General features: G+C 67.1%; 14 protein-coding genes. 7 read left to right on the top strand and 7 right to left on the bottom strand.

Translation table 11 applies throughout. The features are described 5' to 3' along the window. The first annotated feature begins 152 nt into the window (after positions 1-152). Positions 153-1,532 (top strand): SGNH/GDSL hydrolase family protein, encoded by a 1,380-nt coding sequence (locus BLU17_RS08530; RefSeq protein ID WP_091996289.1) that lies wholly within the window; start codon positions 153-155, stop codon positions 1,530-1,532. A 90-nt stretch (positions 1,533-1,622) separates the two neighbouring features. Here BLU17_RS08530 and BLU17_RS08535 read toward each other — a convergent pair whose 3' ends face one another. The 7 genes from BLU17_RS08535 to BLU17_RS08565 all read right to left on the bottom strand — a co-directional run bounded on the left by BLU17_RS08535 (position 1,623) and on the right by BLU17_RS08565 (position 10,113). After that, positions 1,623-2,675 (bottom strand): L-threonylcarbamoyladenylate synthase, encoded by a 1,053-nt coding sequence (locus BLU17_RS08535; RefSeq protein WP_091996331.1) that lies wholly within the window; start codon positions 2,673-2,675, stop codon positions 1,623-1,625. 14 nt (positions 2,676-2,689) lie between these two features. Next, a complete protein-coding gene (locus BLU17_RS08540; RefSeq protein ID WP_091996290.1) occupies positions 2,690-3,907 on the bottom strand; it encodes a 5-(carboxyamino)imidazole ribonucleotide synthase in 1,218 nt (405 codons plus the stop codon). A 56-nt stretch (positions 3,908-3,963) separates the two neighbouring features. Then, complete coding sequence (gene purE, locus BLU17_RS08545) at positions 3,964-4,482, bottom strand: 5-(carboxyamino)imidazole ribonucleotide mutase (RefSeq protein ID WP_091996291.1); 519 nt, start codon at positions 4,480-4,482, stop codon at positions 3,964-3,966. A 31-nt stretch (positions 4,483-4,513) separates the two neighbouring features. Further along, positions 4,514-5,404 (bottom strand): phosphoribosylaminoimidazolesuccinocarboxamide synthase, encoded by an 891-nt coding sequence (locus tag BLU17_RS08550; RefSeq protein WP_091996292.1) that lies wholly within the window; start codon positions 5,402-5,404, stop codon positions 4,514-4,516. Positions 5,405-5,603: 199 nt separating this feature from the next. Continuing rightward, positions 5,604-6,668, bottom strand: coding sequence for a class II fructose-bisphosphate aldolase (gene fba / locus BLU17_RS08555; RefSeq protein WP_091996293.1), 1,065 nt, complete (start codon positions 6,666-6,668; stop codon positions 5,604-5,606). A gap of 382 nt (positions 6,669-7,050) precedes the next feature. Then, positions 7,051-8,487, bottom strand: a complete 1,437-nt coding sequence (gene pyk, locus BLU17_RS08560) for a pyruvate kinase (protein ID WP_091996294.1) — start codon at positions 8,485-8,487, stop codon at positions 7,051-7,053. A gap of 426 nt (positions 8,488-8,913) precedes the next feature. Continuing rightward, positions 8,914-10,113, bottom strand: coding sequence for a phosphoglycerate kinase (locus tag BLU17_RS08565; RefSeq protein WP_091996295.1), 1,200 nt, complete (start codon positions 10,111-10,113; stop codon positions 8,914-8,916). A 519-nt stretch (positions 10,114-10,632) separates the two neighbouring features. On the opposite strand from BLU17_RS08565, the gene BLU17_RS08570 reads away from it, so the two are divergent. The 6 genes from BLU17_RS08570 (at position 10,633) to BLU17_RS08595 (ending at position 15,600) form a co-directional block, all read left to right on the top strand. Next, positions 10,633-11,556 carry a branched-chain amino acid transaminase gene (locus BLU17_RS08570; RefSeq protein WP_091996296.1) on the top strand — a complete coding sequence of 308 codons (924 nt, stop codon included), beginning with the start codon at positions 10,633-10,635 and terminating at the stop codon, positions 11,554-11,556. A 59-nt stretch (positions 11,557-11,615) separates the two neighbouring features. Continuing rightward, positions 11,616-11,810, top strand: a complete 195-nt coding sequence (locus BLU17_RS08575; protein WP_091996297.1) for a zinc-finger domain-containing protein — start codon at positions 11,616-11,618, stop codon at positions 11,808-11,810. Positions 11,811-12,154: 344 nt separating this feature from the next. Then, entirely contained in the window at positions 12,155-13,183 is a 1,029-nt protein-coding gene (gene waaF / locus BLU17_RS08580) for a lipopolysaccharide heptosyltransferase II (protein ID WP_091996298.1), read from the top strand. A gap of 305 nt (positions 13,184-13,488) precedes the next feature. Then, positions 13,489-13,935, top strand: a complete 447-nt coding sequence (locus BLU17_RS08585) for a nuclear transport factor 2 family protein (protein WP_091996299.1) — start codon at positions 13,489-13,491, stop codon at positions 13,933-13,935. A 29-nt stretch (positions 13,936-13,964) separates the two neighbouring features. After that, the gene (locus BLU17_RS08590) at positions 13,965-15,008 is read left to right on the top strand and encodes a YheT family hydrolase (protein WP_091996332.1); all 1,044 of its coding nucleotides are present in this window, start codon (positions 13,965-13,967) and stop codon (positions 15,006-15,008) included. Continuing rightward, on the top strand, positions 15,001-15,600 hold the full coding sequence (locus tag BLU17_RS08595) for a DUF2946 family protein (protein WP_091996300.1): 600 nt from the start codon (positions 15,001-15,003) through the stop codon (positions 15,598-15,600). Before BLU17_RS08590 ends, BLU17_RS08595 begins: the two co-directional genes overlap by 8 nt. Positions 15,601-15,610 lie beyond the last annotated feature (10 nt).

Genomic DNA, 15,610 nt, shown 5'->3' on the forward strand with positions numbered 1-15,610 from the left:
TGGGGGGCGGTTGCATGCAGGGGTTCATGCGAGGCCGGCGATCGAAAACGACATCGATATCGATGACAGGACGGCGCTCACGACACGGGCACCCGTGGCACGAGCATCGAGGCATGGCATCACAGGCCACACACAGAGGAGATGAAGTGAACATGAAGCATCAAGGACCGAGACACCGTACGCTGTTGCGCGCCACCCAGATCGCCGTCGCGAGCGCGGCCTTCGCGCTGCTCGCCGCCTGCGGCGGCGGCAGCGGCAACAACAACGCGAGCACGCCGCCGCCGTCGGGCGTGAACATGCAGGTGGTGGCATTCGGCACGAGCCTCACCGACGCGGGCACGTATTCGGAGCAGATTCTGCCGGGCTTCGGTGGCGGCCGCTTCACGACGAACCCGGGCGAAGTCTGGGCGCAGAAGGTATCCGGGTATTTCGGCAATACGCTGTCGCCGGCCTTCGAGGGCGGCTTCGGCGTCCCGCTCACCGCGACGGGCGGGCTCGACTACGCGCAGGGCGGCGCGATGGTCTTCACCGGCGGCGTGAGCAACACCAGCGCGGCGATCCCCGCCGCCAGCGAGCAGCCGATCACCTGGCAGATCCAGCAGTACATGGCGCAGCACGGCAGCTTCAACGCAAACCAGCTCGTACTGGTGGAAGGCGGCGCCAACGAAATCCTGGCGCTGCTGGATAACAACGGTGCCGGGCTGAACGCGTTCGGCACGGCGCTGGCCACGGCCGGCTTCACGGCCGCCGTCAACAATCCCGCGAACCAGGCCACGGCGATTTCGACGCTGACGCAGCTGGGCTTTACCCAGGCGCAGGCCGCGGCGCTCGTACCGGCCGCCATCGCGCTGAACATCGTGCAGTCGGACCCGAACGCCAGCACGGACTTCGCGTCGGTCACGCCGATCATCGCGGCTGCCGTCGAACTGGGAACGCTCGTCAACAACAACATCGTCGGCGCGCCCAAAGTCGCCGTCGTGACGGTACCCGACATCGGCAAGACGCCGGCAGCGCTGAAAGCGGATCAGGTCGGCGGTACCACGCCGGGCTCCGCGAACTCGGCCGACCAGGCGCTCTCGCTCGTTTCGGCCATGTACAACCTCACGCTGCTCAAGCAGTTGGCGCCCAACGTGGCGGCCAAAAAGGTCGTCGTGGTGGATACGTTCTCGTGGCTCGACCAGTCGGTCGCGAATGCGGCGAGCCTCGGCTTCACGGTGACGAACACCGACACGGCGTGCAATATCCAGCAGATGCAAACCGACGCCACCAACTACGCCCTCGCGAATCCGCAGGCAACGCTCGGCTTGCCGCCCACGACGGACCCGACCATCCTCCAGGCGGCGGCAACGGTCTATGGCGGCAACTTCGGTTCGTCGCTGTTCTGTTCGCCGCAGACGCTGAAGGCAGCCAACGCACCCACGACCTACATGTTCGCGGATCTCGTGCATCCGGCCACGGCGCTGCACGCCCAGTTCGCGACGTTCGTCGAAACGCAGCTAGCCGCGGCCGGCATCGGCAAGGCGCCGCAATAAGCCTCGTGCGCCGGCTCGGCCGGCGCAAAAAAACACCCCACGAACCCGATGGCGCGTGGGGTGTTTTTTATTGCCCCCCGGAAAGCGGGCTCAGTCCTGCTGCTGCGCCTCGAAGGCTGCCGCCGCACGCCCGAGCCGGTCGTTGACCGCGATCCACTCGAGCGTCTCCGGAAGCTTTTCGATGAGGATGCGCGCGACGTTCGCGCGATCGAGTTCGCGCAGCAAGCCGTACAGCTCGCGCGCGTATGCCTGGGGCTCTTCCGGCGCGGCGACGAAATGCACGCCCGGCGCCTGGGCCCATGCGCCCGCGCGCGACGCGCGCGCGACCAGCGCCACCGTTTCGCCGGCATCGGCCGCCTTCGAAAGCAGCGGCTCCAGCGCTTCGAACGGCAACAGCGCGAGCGGCGTGCGCGGCGCGTAGTGCGCCTTCAGCGTGCCCGAAGCGCGCGGCGCCGTGGCGTCCGAGCCGTCAGGCAGGCGCGGCGGCTCGCCGAGCACGCGCGCGATGTCGTGCGGCGTTACATGGCCGGGCCGCAGCAGCGCGGGAAAGCCGCGCGACAAATCGAGAATCGTCGATTCGATTCCCACCTCGCATGCGCCGCCGTCGAGCACATGGACCGCCGCGCCAAACTCGTCGCGCACGTGCTGCGCCGTCGTCGGGCTCACGTGGCCGAAGCGGTTCGCCGAAGGCGCCGCCACGCCGCCGTGGCCGCCGCGGCGCCGGGAGAACGCCGCCAGCAGCTTCTGCGCGACCGGATGCGACGGGCAGCGCAGCCCCACCGAATCCTGTCCGCCGCTCACGGCGTCGGGAATGCGCGCATGGCGCTTGACGATCAGCGTGAGCGGGCCCGGCCAGAAGGCATCGACGAGTTTTTGCGCCGCTTCGGGCCACTCGGCGGCCCAGTACCGCGGGTCGCCGCCGGGCGGCAGATGAACGATCACCGGATGATTCGCGGGCCGCCCCTTGGCCGCGTAGATGCGCGCGACGGCTTCGGGGCTCGCCGCATCGCCGCCGAGACCGTAGACGGTCTCGGTCGGAAACGCAACCAGTTCGCCGGCGTCGAGCAGCGCGGCGGCCGCTTCGATGTCGGCGTCGGTCAGATGCGGCGCGCCATCGTGCGGCGCGTTCTGCTGATCGGACATGATGCGGCCCAACCTCAGCTCGTGGCGATGTGCAAGAGGCGCGCGCAGTCGCGTGCGGCCGTGCGCGCTTCGTCGAGCGTCGGCGCGGTGAAGTTCACGTGGCCCATCTTGCGGCCCGGACGCGCTTCCTCCTTGCCGTACAGATGCAGGCGCGCGGCCGGCATCGCCGCCACCTGGTCCCACGGCGGCGTGACGGGCGCCGCACCTTTCTGAGGTTTAGCCTCGCCCGCTCCGGCCCGGAACCACACGTCGCCGAGAATGTTGAGCATCACGGCCGGCGAGTGCTGGCGCGTGTCGCCGAGCGGCATGCCCGTCATCGCGCGCACCTGCTGCTCGAACTGGCTCGTGGCGCATGCGTCGGTCGTGTAGTGCCCCGAGTTGTGCGGGCGCGGCGCCATTTCGTTGGCGACGAGCGTACCGTCTTCGAGGACGAAGAATTCCACACACAGCACGCCGACATAGCCGAGCTTCGCCGCGATCTGGATCGCTGCCTGCTGGGCCTGCTGCACGAGCGCCGGGCTCGCGTCGGGCGCGGGCACGATGGTGTGCGAGAGCACGCCGTTGCGGTGCGTGTTCTGCGCGAGCGGATAGACCACGGCCGCGCCGTTCGCGCCGCGTGCGATCAGCGCGCTCACCTCGAACTTCAGCGGCAAGCGCTTTTCGAGCACGCACGGCACGCCGCCGAGCGACGCATGCGCCTCGCGCACTTCCTCGGCGTTGCTCACGCGAATCTGGCCTTTGCCGTCGTAGCCCATGCGGGCGGTCTTGAGAATACCCGGCAGCACGGCCGCGAGCGCCTTGTCGTCGATGGCGGCGAGCGCCTGCGACGACTCGATCACCACGTGCGGCGCGACCGGCACGCCGGCCGCCGCGATGAAGCGCTTCTCGGCGATGCGGTCCTGCGCCACCGCCACGCAGCGCCCGGCCGGGCTCACGAAGGTCGATTTCGCGAGCGTGTCGAGGCTCGCGGCCGGCACGTTCTCGAACTCGGTCGAGATGGCCGCGCACAGGCGCGCGAGTTCAGTGAGCGCGGCTTCGTCGTCGTAGGCCGCGCAGATATGGCGATCGGCCACGGCGCCCGCGGGGCTCGTCGCGTCGGGATCGAGCACCGCGACGCGATAGCCCATCGCCTGCGCGGCGAAGCAGAACATGCGGCCAAGCTGGCCGCCGCCCACCATGCCTAGCCAGGCGCCGGGCAGGATCGGTGAAACCGGAGAGTTGTCAGGAGTCATCTTCGTGGTCGGCCGCGGCTCGCCGCGGCGCTTGGGGGACGTTCGGAGCCGGACGATCAGAGCGGGGGCAGCACCATGGCGTGCGCCGCTTCGTTCTGGCGCACGCGGAAGGCCGCAAGCTTGTTCGCGTATTCGGTATCGGTCACACTCAGGATCGAGACGGCGAAGAGCGCCGCATTGGCCGCGCCCGCCTCGCCGATGGCAAAGGTCGCGACCGGCACGCCCTTGGGCATCTGCACGATCGAATGGAGCGAATCCACGCCCTTCAGATACTTGCTGACCGCCGGCACGCCCAGCACCGGCACCGTGGTCTTGGCCGCCAGCATGCCGGGCAGGTGCGCCGCGCCCCCCGCGCCCGCGATGATCGCGCGCAGCCCGCGCTCGCGCGCTTTCTCCGCGTACTCGAACATCTCGTCGGGCATGCGGTGCGCCGAGACCACCTTGGCCTCGTACGCGACGCCGAACTCCTGCAGGATCGCGACCGCGTGCTTCATCGTGTCCCAGTCGGAGCTGGAGCCCATCAACACGCCGACGAGCGGCGCCGCATGCTGGTGAGCCGTCTGAACTTCGCTCATTGTGCTTCCTTCTTCCCTCTTTGCGCTCGCTTTACGCGAGCTTCTGACCCGTGAGACGCTCGAGCGCCTCCTGATACTTCGCCGACGTCTTCGCGATCACTTCGTCGGGCAGCTTCGGCGCCGGCGGCTCTTTCTTCCACGGCTGGGCTTCGAGCCAGTCGCGCACGAACTGCTTGTCGAACGACGGCGGGTTCGAGCCGACCCGATATTGGTCCGCAGGCCAGAAGCGCGACGAGTCGGCGGTGAGCGCCTCGTCCATCAGGTATAGCTGGCCCTGGTTGTCGAGACCGAATTCGAACTTCGTGTCGGCGATGATGATGCCGCGCGTGGCCGCGTAATCGGCGGCTTCCTTGTACAGCTTGATCGAGATTTCCTTGATGGTGCGCGACAGCTCGGTGCCGATGCGGCGCTCCATCTCTTCGTACGTGATGTTCTCGTCGTGGTGGCCCATTTCAGCCTTGGCCGCCGGCGTGAAGATCGGCTCGGGCAGCTTCTGCGCGTTTTGCAGGCCCGGCGGCAGTTCGACGCCGCACACGGCGCCCGTTGCCTGATAGTCCTTCCAGCCGCTGCCGGCCAGATAGCCGCGCACCACGGCCTCGACGAGGATCGGCTCCAGGCGCTTCACCACCACGGCGCGGCCCTTGACCTGATCGACTTCGTCCGCGGCGACCACGGTTTCCGGGGCGATGCCCGTGAGGTGGTTCGGCACGACGTGCTTGAGCTTCTCGAACCAGAAGTCGGCCATCTGGTTGAGCACCTCGCCCTTGCGCGGAATCGGCTCGCCCATGATGACGTCGAACGCCGACAGACGGTCGGTGGTGACGATCAGCAGCTTGTCGTTGCCCACGGCATAGTTGTCGCGGACCTTGCCGCGGCCGAGGAGCGGCAGCGAGCGGAGCGTGGATTCGTAGAGGGTAGACATCGTCGTGATTCGCTAAAAGAACAATCGAAACGGAAGCAGTCCGGTCCAGATTCGCCGCGGCGAAAAACCGGAATCCTGAAAGTATTGCGAGGGTAAACCAAAAATCCCGAAAAAGCCCATCGCCGTTCCCCCGAAACAGGCGGAAACGGCGATGTTTTTACGACCTCAGGCGCGCACCGCGCCTGGCGCACAGGCCCGCTTAGCGAACGATCTGCGCGAGTTCGCCCGACTTGTACTTTTCGGCGATCTTGTCGAGCGAGACCGGCTTGATCTTGCCGGCCTGGCCTTCGCAGCCGAACGCGAGGTAGCGGTCCACGCACACCTTCTTCGCGGCTTCGCGGGCCGGCTTCAGGTAATCGCGCGGGTCGAACTTCGACGGGTTCTGATACATATAGCGTCGGATCGCGCCCGTGATCGCGAGACGCAGGTCCGTGTCGATGTTGATCTTGCGCACGCCGTGGCGGATGCCTTCCTGGATTTCCTCGACCGGCACGCCGTAGGTTTCCTTCATGTCGCCGCCGAACTCGCGGATTTCCGCGAGCAGTTCCTGCGGCACCGACGACGAACCGTGCATCACGAGGTGCGTGTTCGGAATGCGCGCGTGGATTTCCTTGATGCGCTGGATCGACAGGATGTCGCCCGTGGGCTTCTTCGAGAACTTGTAGGCGCCGTGCGAGGTGCCGATGGCGATGGCCAGCGCGTCGGCCTGCGTGAGCTTCACGAAGTCGGCGGCCTGCTCGGGGTCGGTGAGCAGTTGCTCGCGCGTCATCGTGCCTTCGGCGCCGTGGCCGTCTTCCTTGTCGCCCTTCATCGTTTCCAGCGAGCCGAGCACGCCCAGTTCCGCTTCCACGGTCACGCCGATCGAGTGCGCCATTTCGACGACCTTCCTCGACACTTCGACGTTGTACTCGTACGAAGCGACCGTCTTGCCGTCGGCTTCGAGCGAGCCGTCCATCATGACGCTCGTGAAACCGCTGCGGATCGCCGCCATGCAGACCGCCGGCGACTGGCCGTGGTCCTGGTGCATCACGACCGGAATATGCGGATACGACTCGACCGCGGCTTCGATCAGGTGGCGCAGGAAGGGCTCGCCCGCATATTTGCGCGCGCCCGCCGAAGCCTGCATGATCACCGGCGCGCCGACCTGGTTCGCGGCTTCCATGATCGCCTGGACCTGCTCCAGGTTGTTCACGTTGAACGCCGGCAGGCCATAGCCGTTTTCGGCTGCATGGTCGAGCAGTTGACGCATTGAAACGAGAGGCATAAGTGCTACTCCTTTGATTTGAAACGAATTGCTTCGTGCCGCCGGCTGTCTGCGCAGCCGGTCGAGGGCGGTTTGGCACCGCCGCCCGCATGCTCGCTGCGGGCTCGATGGCGAGATTTTATCGCGAAGCAGGTCCGTTCCCGGCACCGGCTACGCAACTGGCATGAAATTGGCGTATCAGAACGTCAAAACCGGGCGGAGACGAGAAAAGCGTTGACAGCCCGTACGCTGCTTTTTGCTGCGTACGAACTGCAATGACGGGGAAACGGCACTTAAATCGCGCCGATCTGGCGCACGCCCGATACCAATGCGATATCAGCCCGCGCCAGCGGCATTTATTTTTCGGGAATCGCGAAAAAACCGAAAAAAAATCGTCGCGGATTTACAGCACATCGCCTACGCGCACGATCTTCAGCGTGTTCGTGCCACCCGGCTGGCCCATCGGCTCGCCCACGGTCAGCACGATCATGTCGCCGCGCGACGCATAGCCCTTGCTCACCACCACTTCCACCGCTTGCTGGAGCGCCGTGTCGCGGTCGGTGCTGGTATCGAGATGCAGCGGCGTGACATTGCGGTAGAGCGACATCGCGCGCTCGCTGCCCTCGCGCGGCGTGAGCGCGAAGATCGGCACATGGGTCCAGTGGCGCGACATCCAGAGCGCGGTCGAGCCCGATTCGGTCAGCGCGACGATCGCCTTGGCGCCCAGGTGATAGGCCGTGAAGAGCGCGCCCATGGCGATCGACTGGTCGATGCGGGTGAAGGTGCGGTCGAGGAAGTCCTTGTCGAGTTCGGACTGCTCCGACTTTTCGGCTTCCAGACAGATCGCGGCCATCGCCTCGATGGTCTGCACCGGGTACTTGCCCGCCGCCGATTCGGCCGAGAGCATGACGGCGTCGGTGCCGTCGAGCACGGCGTTGGCGACGTCCGAGACCTCGGCGCGCGTGGGCACGGGCGCGTGGATCATCGACTCCATCATCTGCGTGGCCGTGATGACGAGCTTGTGCGAGTCGCGCGCCATGCGGATCATGCGCTTTTGCAGCGCCGGCACCGCGGCGTTGCCCACTTCCACGGCGAGGTCGCCGCGCGCGACCATGATGCCGTCCGACGAATCGAGAATCTCCTGCAGCGCCGGAATCGCCTCGGCGCGCTCGATCTTCGCGATCATCTTCGGCTTGATGCCATACGGCGCGCCCGCGATATTCGCGAGCTGGCGCGCCATTTCCATGTCGGTGGCGTTCTTCGGGAACGACACGGCGACGTAGTCCGCCCCGAGCGACATGGCCGTGCGGATGTCCTCCATGTCCTTCGCGGTGAGCGCGGGCGCCGTGAGGCCGCCGCCCTGGCGGTTGATGCCCTTGTTGTTCGACAGGTCGCCGCCCACGCGCACGACCGTGTGGATCTCGCTGCCGATCACGCGTGCGACGTCGAGCACGATCAGGCCGTCGTTGAGCAGCAGCACATCGCCCGGCTTGAGGTCGCGCGGCAAGTCCTTGTAGTCGAGACCGACGCGCTCGTCGTTGCCGAGCTCGCATTCGGCGTCGAGGATGAACGGCTGGCCCGGCTCGAGCGTCGTCTTGCCGTTCTCGAACTTGCCGACGCGAATCTTCGGGCCTTGCAGGTCGGCCATGATCGCGACTTCGCGGCCGGCCTGGCGGGCGCACTTCCGCACCATTTCAGCGCGCTGACGGTGGTCGTCGGCGGTGCCGTGCGAGAAGTTGAGGCGCACCACGTCCAGTCCTGCGCGGATCATTTTCTGCAGGATGTCCGGCGTGCTGGAAGCCGGACCAATGGTGGCGACAATCTTGGTGGCGCGATGCATGAGTCTCCTCGTCTGGAAAGGATCGCTGGGAAAACCGTTGCTGCGAGAGGTGCTGGCCGGTTGCGCCGCGCTTGCGGACGCACCGGAACGCGCACCGGGTGTACCCGGCGTCGCTTTCTTGGAGGGCGCCGCGGAACTCGCGTGAGCCGCCGCGGCGTTTCTTGTGTTGGCTTCGGGCATGGCTGCGCGCCCTGCCGGATCAGCGGCTGTCGATTCAGCACTCGACTGCGTCGCCGCCTTGTTTGCAACATGTCCGGTAACGGCGGCGGGCGTCGCGTCCGCCCGCGCCGTGCCTGCATGGGGCGCCGCGCGCCCCTTCTGTTTGGCTGCTGCCCCGGCTGCGCCGCGCGACTTCTGTGCGCTCGCACGAGAAAGCTTGCTCGTGGCCGCCTTCGCCAGCTTCCCGGCCGGGGGGCGCGGCGCCACTTAACCAGCCGCCCGCGTTTCGAGCACTTCGACGGCCGGCAGCTTCCTGCCTTCGAGGAACTCGAGGAAAGCGCCGCCGCCGGTCGAGATGTAGCTGACCTTGTCGTGGATGTTGTACTTCCCGATGGCCGCGAGGGTGTCGCCGCCGCCGGCGATCGAGAACGCCCCCGAGCTGGCGATGGCGTCCGCGAGCGTCTTCGTGCCGTTGCCGAACTGGTCGAATTCGAACACGCCGACCGGGCCGTTCCACACGATCGTGCCGGCCTGCGCGAGCTGTGCGGCGAGCGCGTGGGCCGTGACCGGGCCGATGTCGAGAATCATGTCGTCGTCGGCAACGTCGGCCACGTTCTTCGTTTCGGCCTTGGCCGTCGGTGCGAACTCCTTGGCCGTCACCACGTCGGTCGGGATCGGCACCGAGGCGCCGCGCGCGCGCGCCGCTTCGATGATGGCCCTGGCTTCGTCGACGAGATCGGCTTCGGCAAGCGACTTGCCGATCTTCAGGCCCGCCGCGAGCATGAACGTGTTGGCGATGCCGCCGCCCACGATCAGCTGGTCGACCTTCTCGGCCAGCGACTTGAGGATGGTGAGCTTGGTCGAAACCTTCGAGCCCGCCACGATCGCCACGAGCGGGCGCTTGGGCGCGCCGAGCGCCTTGCCGAGCGCGTCGAGTTCGGCGGCAAGCAGCGGACCCGCGCAGGCGACGGGCGCGTACTTCGCGATGCCGTATGTCGTGGCCTCGGCGCGGTGCGCGGTGCCGAACGCATCGTTCACGTAGATATCGCAGAGCTTCGCCATCTTCTGCGAAAGCTCGTCCGAATTCTTCTTCTCACCCTTGTTCACGCGGCAATTCTCGAGCAGGACCACGTTGCCGGGCTCGACGTTCACGCCGTTCTCGACCCAGTTCGCGACCAGCGGCACGTCGCGGCCGAGCAGTTCGGCGAGGCGCTTCGCGACCGGCGCGAGCGAGTCTTCGGGCTTGAAGTCGCCTTCGGTCGGGCGGCCCAGGTGGGAGGTGACCATGACGGCCGCGCCGGCGTCGAGCGCGGCCTTGATGGCCGGCACGGAGGCGCGCACGCGGGTGTCTTCGGTGATGTTGCCGTGGTCGTCCTGCGGCACGTTCAGGTCGGCGCGAATGAACACGCGCTTGCCCTTGAGCTTGCCTTCGGAAATCAGATCGGAAAGACGCAGAACCTTGTTCATGGACATGTCATCTTGATGGTGGGAAGGCGGTGGCAAGGCGATGCGGGCGCCGCGGTCTCGTTTGGCGCGGCAAGACGTGCTCAACGGCACGGCGCGGGGTCCGGGGATGACGCTGTCTCCGGTCGCTGCTCCGGGTCGCTGCTCGTCGCTGGCACGAGCCGGCATCGAATTGCGAGACCGGTATTTTAGCTGATAGCCAGGTCCATCTGAGACGTGCTGCAGCGAATCTCCCGTATTTGGGAGAACGCTGCGGGCCCGACGGGCGCCGGCGAGAATTGCTGCGACGCAGCATCGGCGGCAGGCGGACGACACGCTGCGGAAAGCCTCGCGAAGCGACCCTAAAATCAGCCGCAAACCCCGCTGCAAGCGCCCGCGGGCGCGCTGGGATGCGCCAAATGACGCTAAAATGCTCGTCTTTGCCAATGGCAGCCGCACGGCGTGCGGCGAAGTCCGCTGTATAGCCCTGCTTCTAGCCCTGCTTCACAGTCCGATTATTACTGCACTCGCCTGGAGAATCGTATGTCAATGGCCGACCGCGACGGCAAGATCTGGATGGACGGCAAGCTGATTGATTGGCGCGACGCCAACATTCACGTGCTGACCCACACGCTGCACTACGGCATGGGTGTCTTCGAAGGCGTGCGCGCCTACAGGACGGCCGACGGCAGCACCGCCATCTTCCGCCTCGCCGAGCACACGAAGCGCCTGCTCAACTCGGCCAAGATCTTCCAGATGGACGTGCCGTTCGACGCGAAAACCCTCGCCAGTGCACAGCTCGAAGTCGTGCGCGAGAACAAGCTCGAGTCGTGCTACATCCGCCCGATCATCTGGGTCGGCTCGGAAAAGCTCGGCGTTTCGGCCAAGGGCAATACGATCCACGTGGCCATCGCCGCGTGGCCGTGGGGCGCCTACCTCGGCGAAGAAGGCCTCGCGAAGGGTATCCGCGTGAAGACTTCGTCGTTCACGCGCCACCACGTGAACGTTTCGATGGTGCGCGCCAAGGCTTCGGGCTGGTACGTGAACTCGATCCTCGCGAACCAGGAAGCGACCACCGACGGCTATGACGAAGCGCTGCTGCTCGACGTGGACGGCTATGTATCGGAAGGTTCGGGCGAGAACTTCTTCCTCGTCAACAACGGCAAGCTCTATACGCCGGATCTTGCGTCGTGCCTCGACGGCATCACGCGCGACACGGTCATCACGCTCGCGCGCGACATGGGCATTCCCGTGATCGAGAAGCGCATCACGCGCGACGAGGTCTACACCTGCGACGAAGCGTTCTTCACCGGCACCGCCGCCGAAGTCACGCCGATCCGCGAGCTCGACAACCGCACGATCGGCAGCGGCTCGCGCGGCCCCGTCACGGAGAAGCTGCAATCCGCCTTCTTCGACGTGGTTTCCGGCAAGAGCGAGAAGTACGCGCACTGGCTCGCGAAGGTCTAGAAAAAACGGTTACGGCGTACCCTCGCCCGGCCCCCACAGCTACACAGAGAATCGTCCTCATGAGCGAAATCAAGGAAATGCCGCTGGTCGAACTGTCGGCCAAGGATCTGCCTGCTTACTGCCCGAATCCGTCGATGCCGCGCTGGAGCAACCACCCGCGCGTCTTCCTCGACGTGACGCACGGCGAAGCGCGCTGCCCGTACTGCAGCACGCGCTACAAACTGCGCGCGGGCGAAGTCGTCCACGGCCACTGACGCGAAGCGGGTCGCGCCCCGGCGGCGCAGGCCTGCGATTGCGCAGGTTTTCGTCCGTGGCGGAATCGCCGCCGGGCGAAACGCCTCGCCCGTCCGGCACTTTGCGTGCTTCATTGCCCGTCGCGCGCCGCGCTGAACGCAGCGCCGCGCGGCGGGCTTCATGCACATCGCCACGAAGCCTCACGCCGCACGGCGCTTCGTTCCGTCGGCACGCCGGCAGGACGTCGAGCCAACCGCTACGTCGAGCCTCGTTGAATTAACCGTGTTTCGCGCGCCGCCCCTGGTCGCCCCACGACAGGCAAGCTGCCCGCGCAACCTTCACCCACTCCGGACCCTGACCCCCGATGCGCCGCGCGCTGGTAATCGCACCGAACTGGATCGGTGACGCACTGATGGCGCAGCCGCTTTTTTCGCGGCTCGTGAAACTGCACCCGCGCATCCAGATCGATGCGCTCGCGCCGACCTGGGTTGCGCCCGTGCTCGAGCGCATGCCCGAAATCCGCGACGTCTACGCCACCGACCTCGGCCACGGCAAGCTGCAACTGCTGCGCCGCTGGCAACTGGCCGGCGACTTGCGCGCCGAGCGCTACGACGCGGCCTACGTGCTGCCCAATTCGCTCAAGTCCGCGCTCATCCCATGGCTCGCGAACATACCGCTGCGCATCGGCTACACGGGGGAGAACCGCTACGGCCTCCTGAACGTGCGCCACGCGAATCCGCCAAAAGACGAGCGCCCGCCGATGGTCAGGCACTACGCCGCGCTCGCCTGGGCGCCCGGCGCCACCGTCCCCGACGATCTGCCGATGCCGCGCCTCGAATCGGATCCGAACGAAGCCTCGCGCGTGTCGGCGCGCTTCAATCTCGATACGCGCGTGCCGCTGCTGGTGTTCTGCCCCGGCGCCGAATACGGCCCCGCCAAGCGCTGGCCGCCCGAGCATTTCGCGGCGCTCGCGAAGATGGTCGGCCAGTCGTTCCCGTACACGCAGATCGTCGCCCTCGGCTCGCCGAAAGACGCCCCGCTCGCCCAGGCCATCGCCGACCGCGCCTCGAACGTACGCAACCTGTGCGGGCAGACCGCGCTCGGCGAGGCGTGCGCGCTGATCTCGCGCGCGAACGCCGTGGTCACCAACGATTCGGGCCTGATGCATGTGGCCGCCGCGCTGCGCCGTCCGCTCGTCGCGCTCTACGGATCGACGGATCCGCGCCACACGCCGCCCTTGTCCGAGCTCGCAAAGGTACAATGGCTGCATCTCGAATGTAGTCCCTGCTTTGCGCGCGAGTGTCCGCTCGGGCATCTGAACTGCCTGCGCGAACTGAGCCCGGAGCAGGTTTTCGGCGATCTGCGCGGCATGCTGCTCGGGCAGCGCCAGTAGCAACCGGTTGCGCGAGGCAGCGTCAGGCGCGGCATCCGCCGCTCGAAAAATGCGTCGCCGGCGCTGTGGATGTGCGCCACGCAACGGACGCCTCGCGCGTTGCGCGCGCTCAATAGCGTCTGAGAGGCTAAGGCGCGAGCGGCGCGGACTCGCCACAGCGCTGTCTCGCGCAGGCGCCACGACGACGCCCGCCAGAACACGGCGCGCACGCCCGGTAACCCGGCGAGGCGCCGCAACCGACCCATCGCCAACCCGCGCCCAGGTACACGCCGAGTGCATCACCGGGCGCTCCAGAACAACGAGCCATGCCACGTTTTGCCCACATCTTCGAAGCCGCCGCGGATACCCTCAACGCGTATTACCAGGCCGTCGCCGAAGTCAACATCGACGGCTTGATGGGTCTGTGGATCGATGAAGAATTCGTGAGCTGCATCACTGCGGAAGGCGCGCATCTGCACGGCCTGCCGAACATCCGCGCGGGCCTCACCGCGCAGCTCGAAGCGGCGCCCGTGTCGATCGAGCCGCTCGACATCCGCGTGTACGACAGCCTCGGCACCGTGGTCTATGCGATCGTGGAGGCCCATCGCCCGGTCGATCCGGCCGCGATTCCCGCCATGGTCTTCACGACTTACGTGATGGTTCACGAGCGTGGCGAGTGGCGCATCGCGCACATTCACGCGAGCCGCATGCCCGACGATGCGGCCACGCAGTTCTCCGCCAGGCTGCGCCACGGCCAGGGCGCGCTGCACTGACGAGCAAGCGGCAGGGGGCAGTCATGAACATGAGCGACGACACCAGCAAGCCCACCACGGCGGACCGCGTCGCCGCTGCGCTGGAGGCCCAGGCCTCCCTGCTCGACGCCACCTACCGCGCGCCGTTCTGGTTACCCGGCGCGCACATTCAGACCATCGTGCCGGCGCTCTTCTCGCGCCTGCCCTCGCCCGCTTACCGACGCGAGCGCTGGGATACGCCCGATGGCGATTTCATCGAAGTGGACTGGGTGGACGGCAAGAACGCCGGGCCCAATGCGCCGCTCTTCGTACTGTTCCACGGTCTGGAGGGCGGCTCGAGCTCGCACTATGCCCGCTCGCTCGCGGCCGCCGCGCACGCGCGCGGGTGGCACGCCGCGATCCCGCACTTTCGCAGCTGCAGCGGACCGCTGAACCTGCTGCCGCGCTTCTACCATCTCGCGGATTCCGCCGAAGTCGACTGGGTGCTCAAGCGCTTCGCGGCGCGCCACGCGGGGCCGCTCGTCGTCGCGGGCGTCTCGCTGGGCGGCAACGTGCTGCTGCACTGGCTCGCGCAGCGCCGCGAGGACGCCGCGATCGTCACCGCAGCGGCCGCGATTTCCGCGCCGCTCGACGTGCACGCGGGCGGCGAGATGCTCGCGCAGGGCTTCGGCATGATCTACACGCGCAGCTTCCTCAAGACGCTCAAGGTCAAGGCGCTCCAGAAGCTCGAGCAGTATCCGGGCCTCTTCGACAGCGAAGCCGTGCTCGCGAGCCGCACGATGTACGAATTCGACAACGTCGTGACCGCGCCGCTGCACGGCTTTCGCAATGCCCACGACTACTGGACCCGGGCGACGACCCGGCCGATGCTCGGCGAAATCGTCGTTCCCACGTTGGTACTGAATGCGCGCAACGATCCGTTCCTGCCGGGCCATGCGCTGCCCGCGCGCCACGAAGTGAGCGCCGCCGTCGAGCTCGACCAGCCCGAGCACGGCGGTCACGTCGGCTTCATGACGGGGCCGTTCCCCGGCCGCAGCGACTGGCTCTCGCAGCGCGTGTTCGCTTATCTCTCGCCTTTCGTCTCTCATGGATGACATCGTCAAACAGGCGCTCGCGCGCTGGCCCAACGTCCCCCATTGCACAGGCTGGCTGCTGCTCGACGCGCGCGGCAACTGGCGCATGCGCGACGAGGCCGCGCAGGCCCTGAACGCGCCCGGCACGCCGATCCGCCACGAAGCGCTGCTCGGCTTCATCAACCGCAATTACGAACGCGACGAACGCGGCCAATGGTATTTCCAGAACGGGCCGCAGCGCGTGTACGTCGAGCTCGAATACACGCCGTGGATCGTGCGGCTTGCAAGCGGCGGCGATGGCGCGCTGACGCTCACCGATCAGGCCGGCCAGCCGTTCGAGCCCGCTGCCGCGTACCTCGACGAAGCGGGCAGCGTGGTGTTCGCCGAAGCAGGCACGCCGCCGCGCGCGGCGCTGCTGCACGATCACGATCTCGACCTCTTTTCCGACCACGCGACGCTCGCCGACGACGCCCACAGCGGCACGTTCCACTGGCGCGCCGATGCCGCGCTGCCGCTGCAGCCGATTCGCCGCGCCGACGTACCCGCGCATTTTTCCTTCGTATCGAGCCCGGCCAGCGCCGGCCGCGCCGCACCGCCTGCGCACGAAGGCTAGGCGCGGACGC

This window comes from Paraburkholderia lycopersici, from assembly GCF_900096975.1.
GTDB classification, from domain to species: domain Bacteria; phylum Pseudomonadota; class Gammaproteobacteria; order Burkholderiales; family Burkholderiaceae; genus Paraburkholderia; species Paraburkholderia lycopersici.

Bases quoted from the DNA above. Each gene is read 5' to 3' on its own strand.
- BLU17_RS08535 (WP_091996331.1), bottom strand. From the start codon at position 2,675: ATGTCCGATCAGCAGAACGCGCCGCACGATGGCGCGCCGCATCTGACC.
- waaF (WP_091996298.1), top strand. From the start codon at position 12,155: ATGCGCCGCGCGCTGGTAATCGCACCGAACTGGATCGGTGACGCACTG.
- BLU17_RS08540 (WP_091996290.1), bottom strand. From the start codon at position 3,907: ATGACTCCTGACAACTCTCCGGTTTCACCGATCCTGCCCGGCGCCTGG.
- BLU17_RS08585 (WP_091996299.1), top strand. From the start codon at position 13,489: ATGCCACGTTTTGCCCACATCTTCGAAGCCGCCGCGGATACCCTCAAC.
- BLU17_RS08530 (WP_091996289.1), top strand. From the start codon at position 153: ATGAAGCATCAAGGACCGAGACACCGTACGCTGTTGCGCGCCACCCAG.
- fba (WP_091996293.1), bottom strand. From the start codon at position 6,668: ATGCCTCTCGTTTCAATGCGTCAACTGCTCGACCATGCAGCCGAAAAC.
- BLU17_RS08570 (WP_091996296.1), top strand. From the start codon at position 10,633: ATGTCAATGGCCGACCGCGACGGCAAGATCTGGATGGACGGCAAGCTG.
- BLU17_RS08575 (WP_091996297.1), top strand. From the start codon at position 11,616: ATGAGCGAAATCAAGGAAATGCCGCTGGTCGAACTGTCGGCCAAGGAT.
- purE (WP_091996291.1), bottom strand. From the start codon at position 4,482: ATGAGCGAAGTTCAGACGGCTCACCAGCATGCGGCGCCGCTCGTCGGC.
- BLU17_RS08595 (WP_091996300.1), top strand. From the start codon at position 15,001: ATGGATGACATCGTCAAACAGGCGCTCGCGCGCTGGCCCAACGTCCCC.
- BLU17_RS08590 (WP_091996332.1), top strand. From the start codon at position 13,965: ATGAGCGACGACACCAGCAAGCCCACCACGGCGGACCGCGTCGCCGCT.
- BLU17_RS08550 (WP_091996292.1), bottom strand. From the start codon at position 5,404: ATGTCTACCCTCTACGAATCCACGCTCCGCTCGCTGCCGCTCCTCGGC.
- BLU17_RS08565 (WP_091996295.1), bottom strand. From the start codon at position 10,113: ATGAACAAGGTTCTGCGTCTTTCCGATCTGATTTCCGAAGGCAAGCTC.
- pyk (WP_091996294.1), bottom strand. From the start codon at position 8,487: ATGCATCGCGCCACCAAGATTGTCGCCACCATTGGTCCGGCTTCCAGC.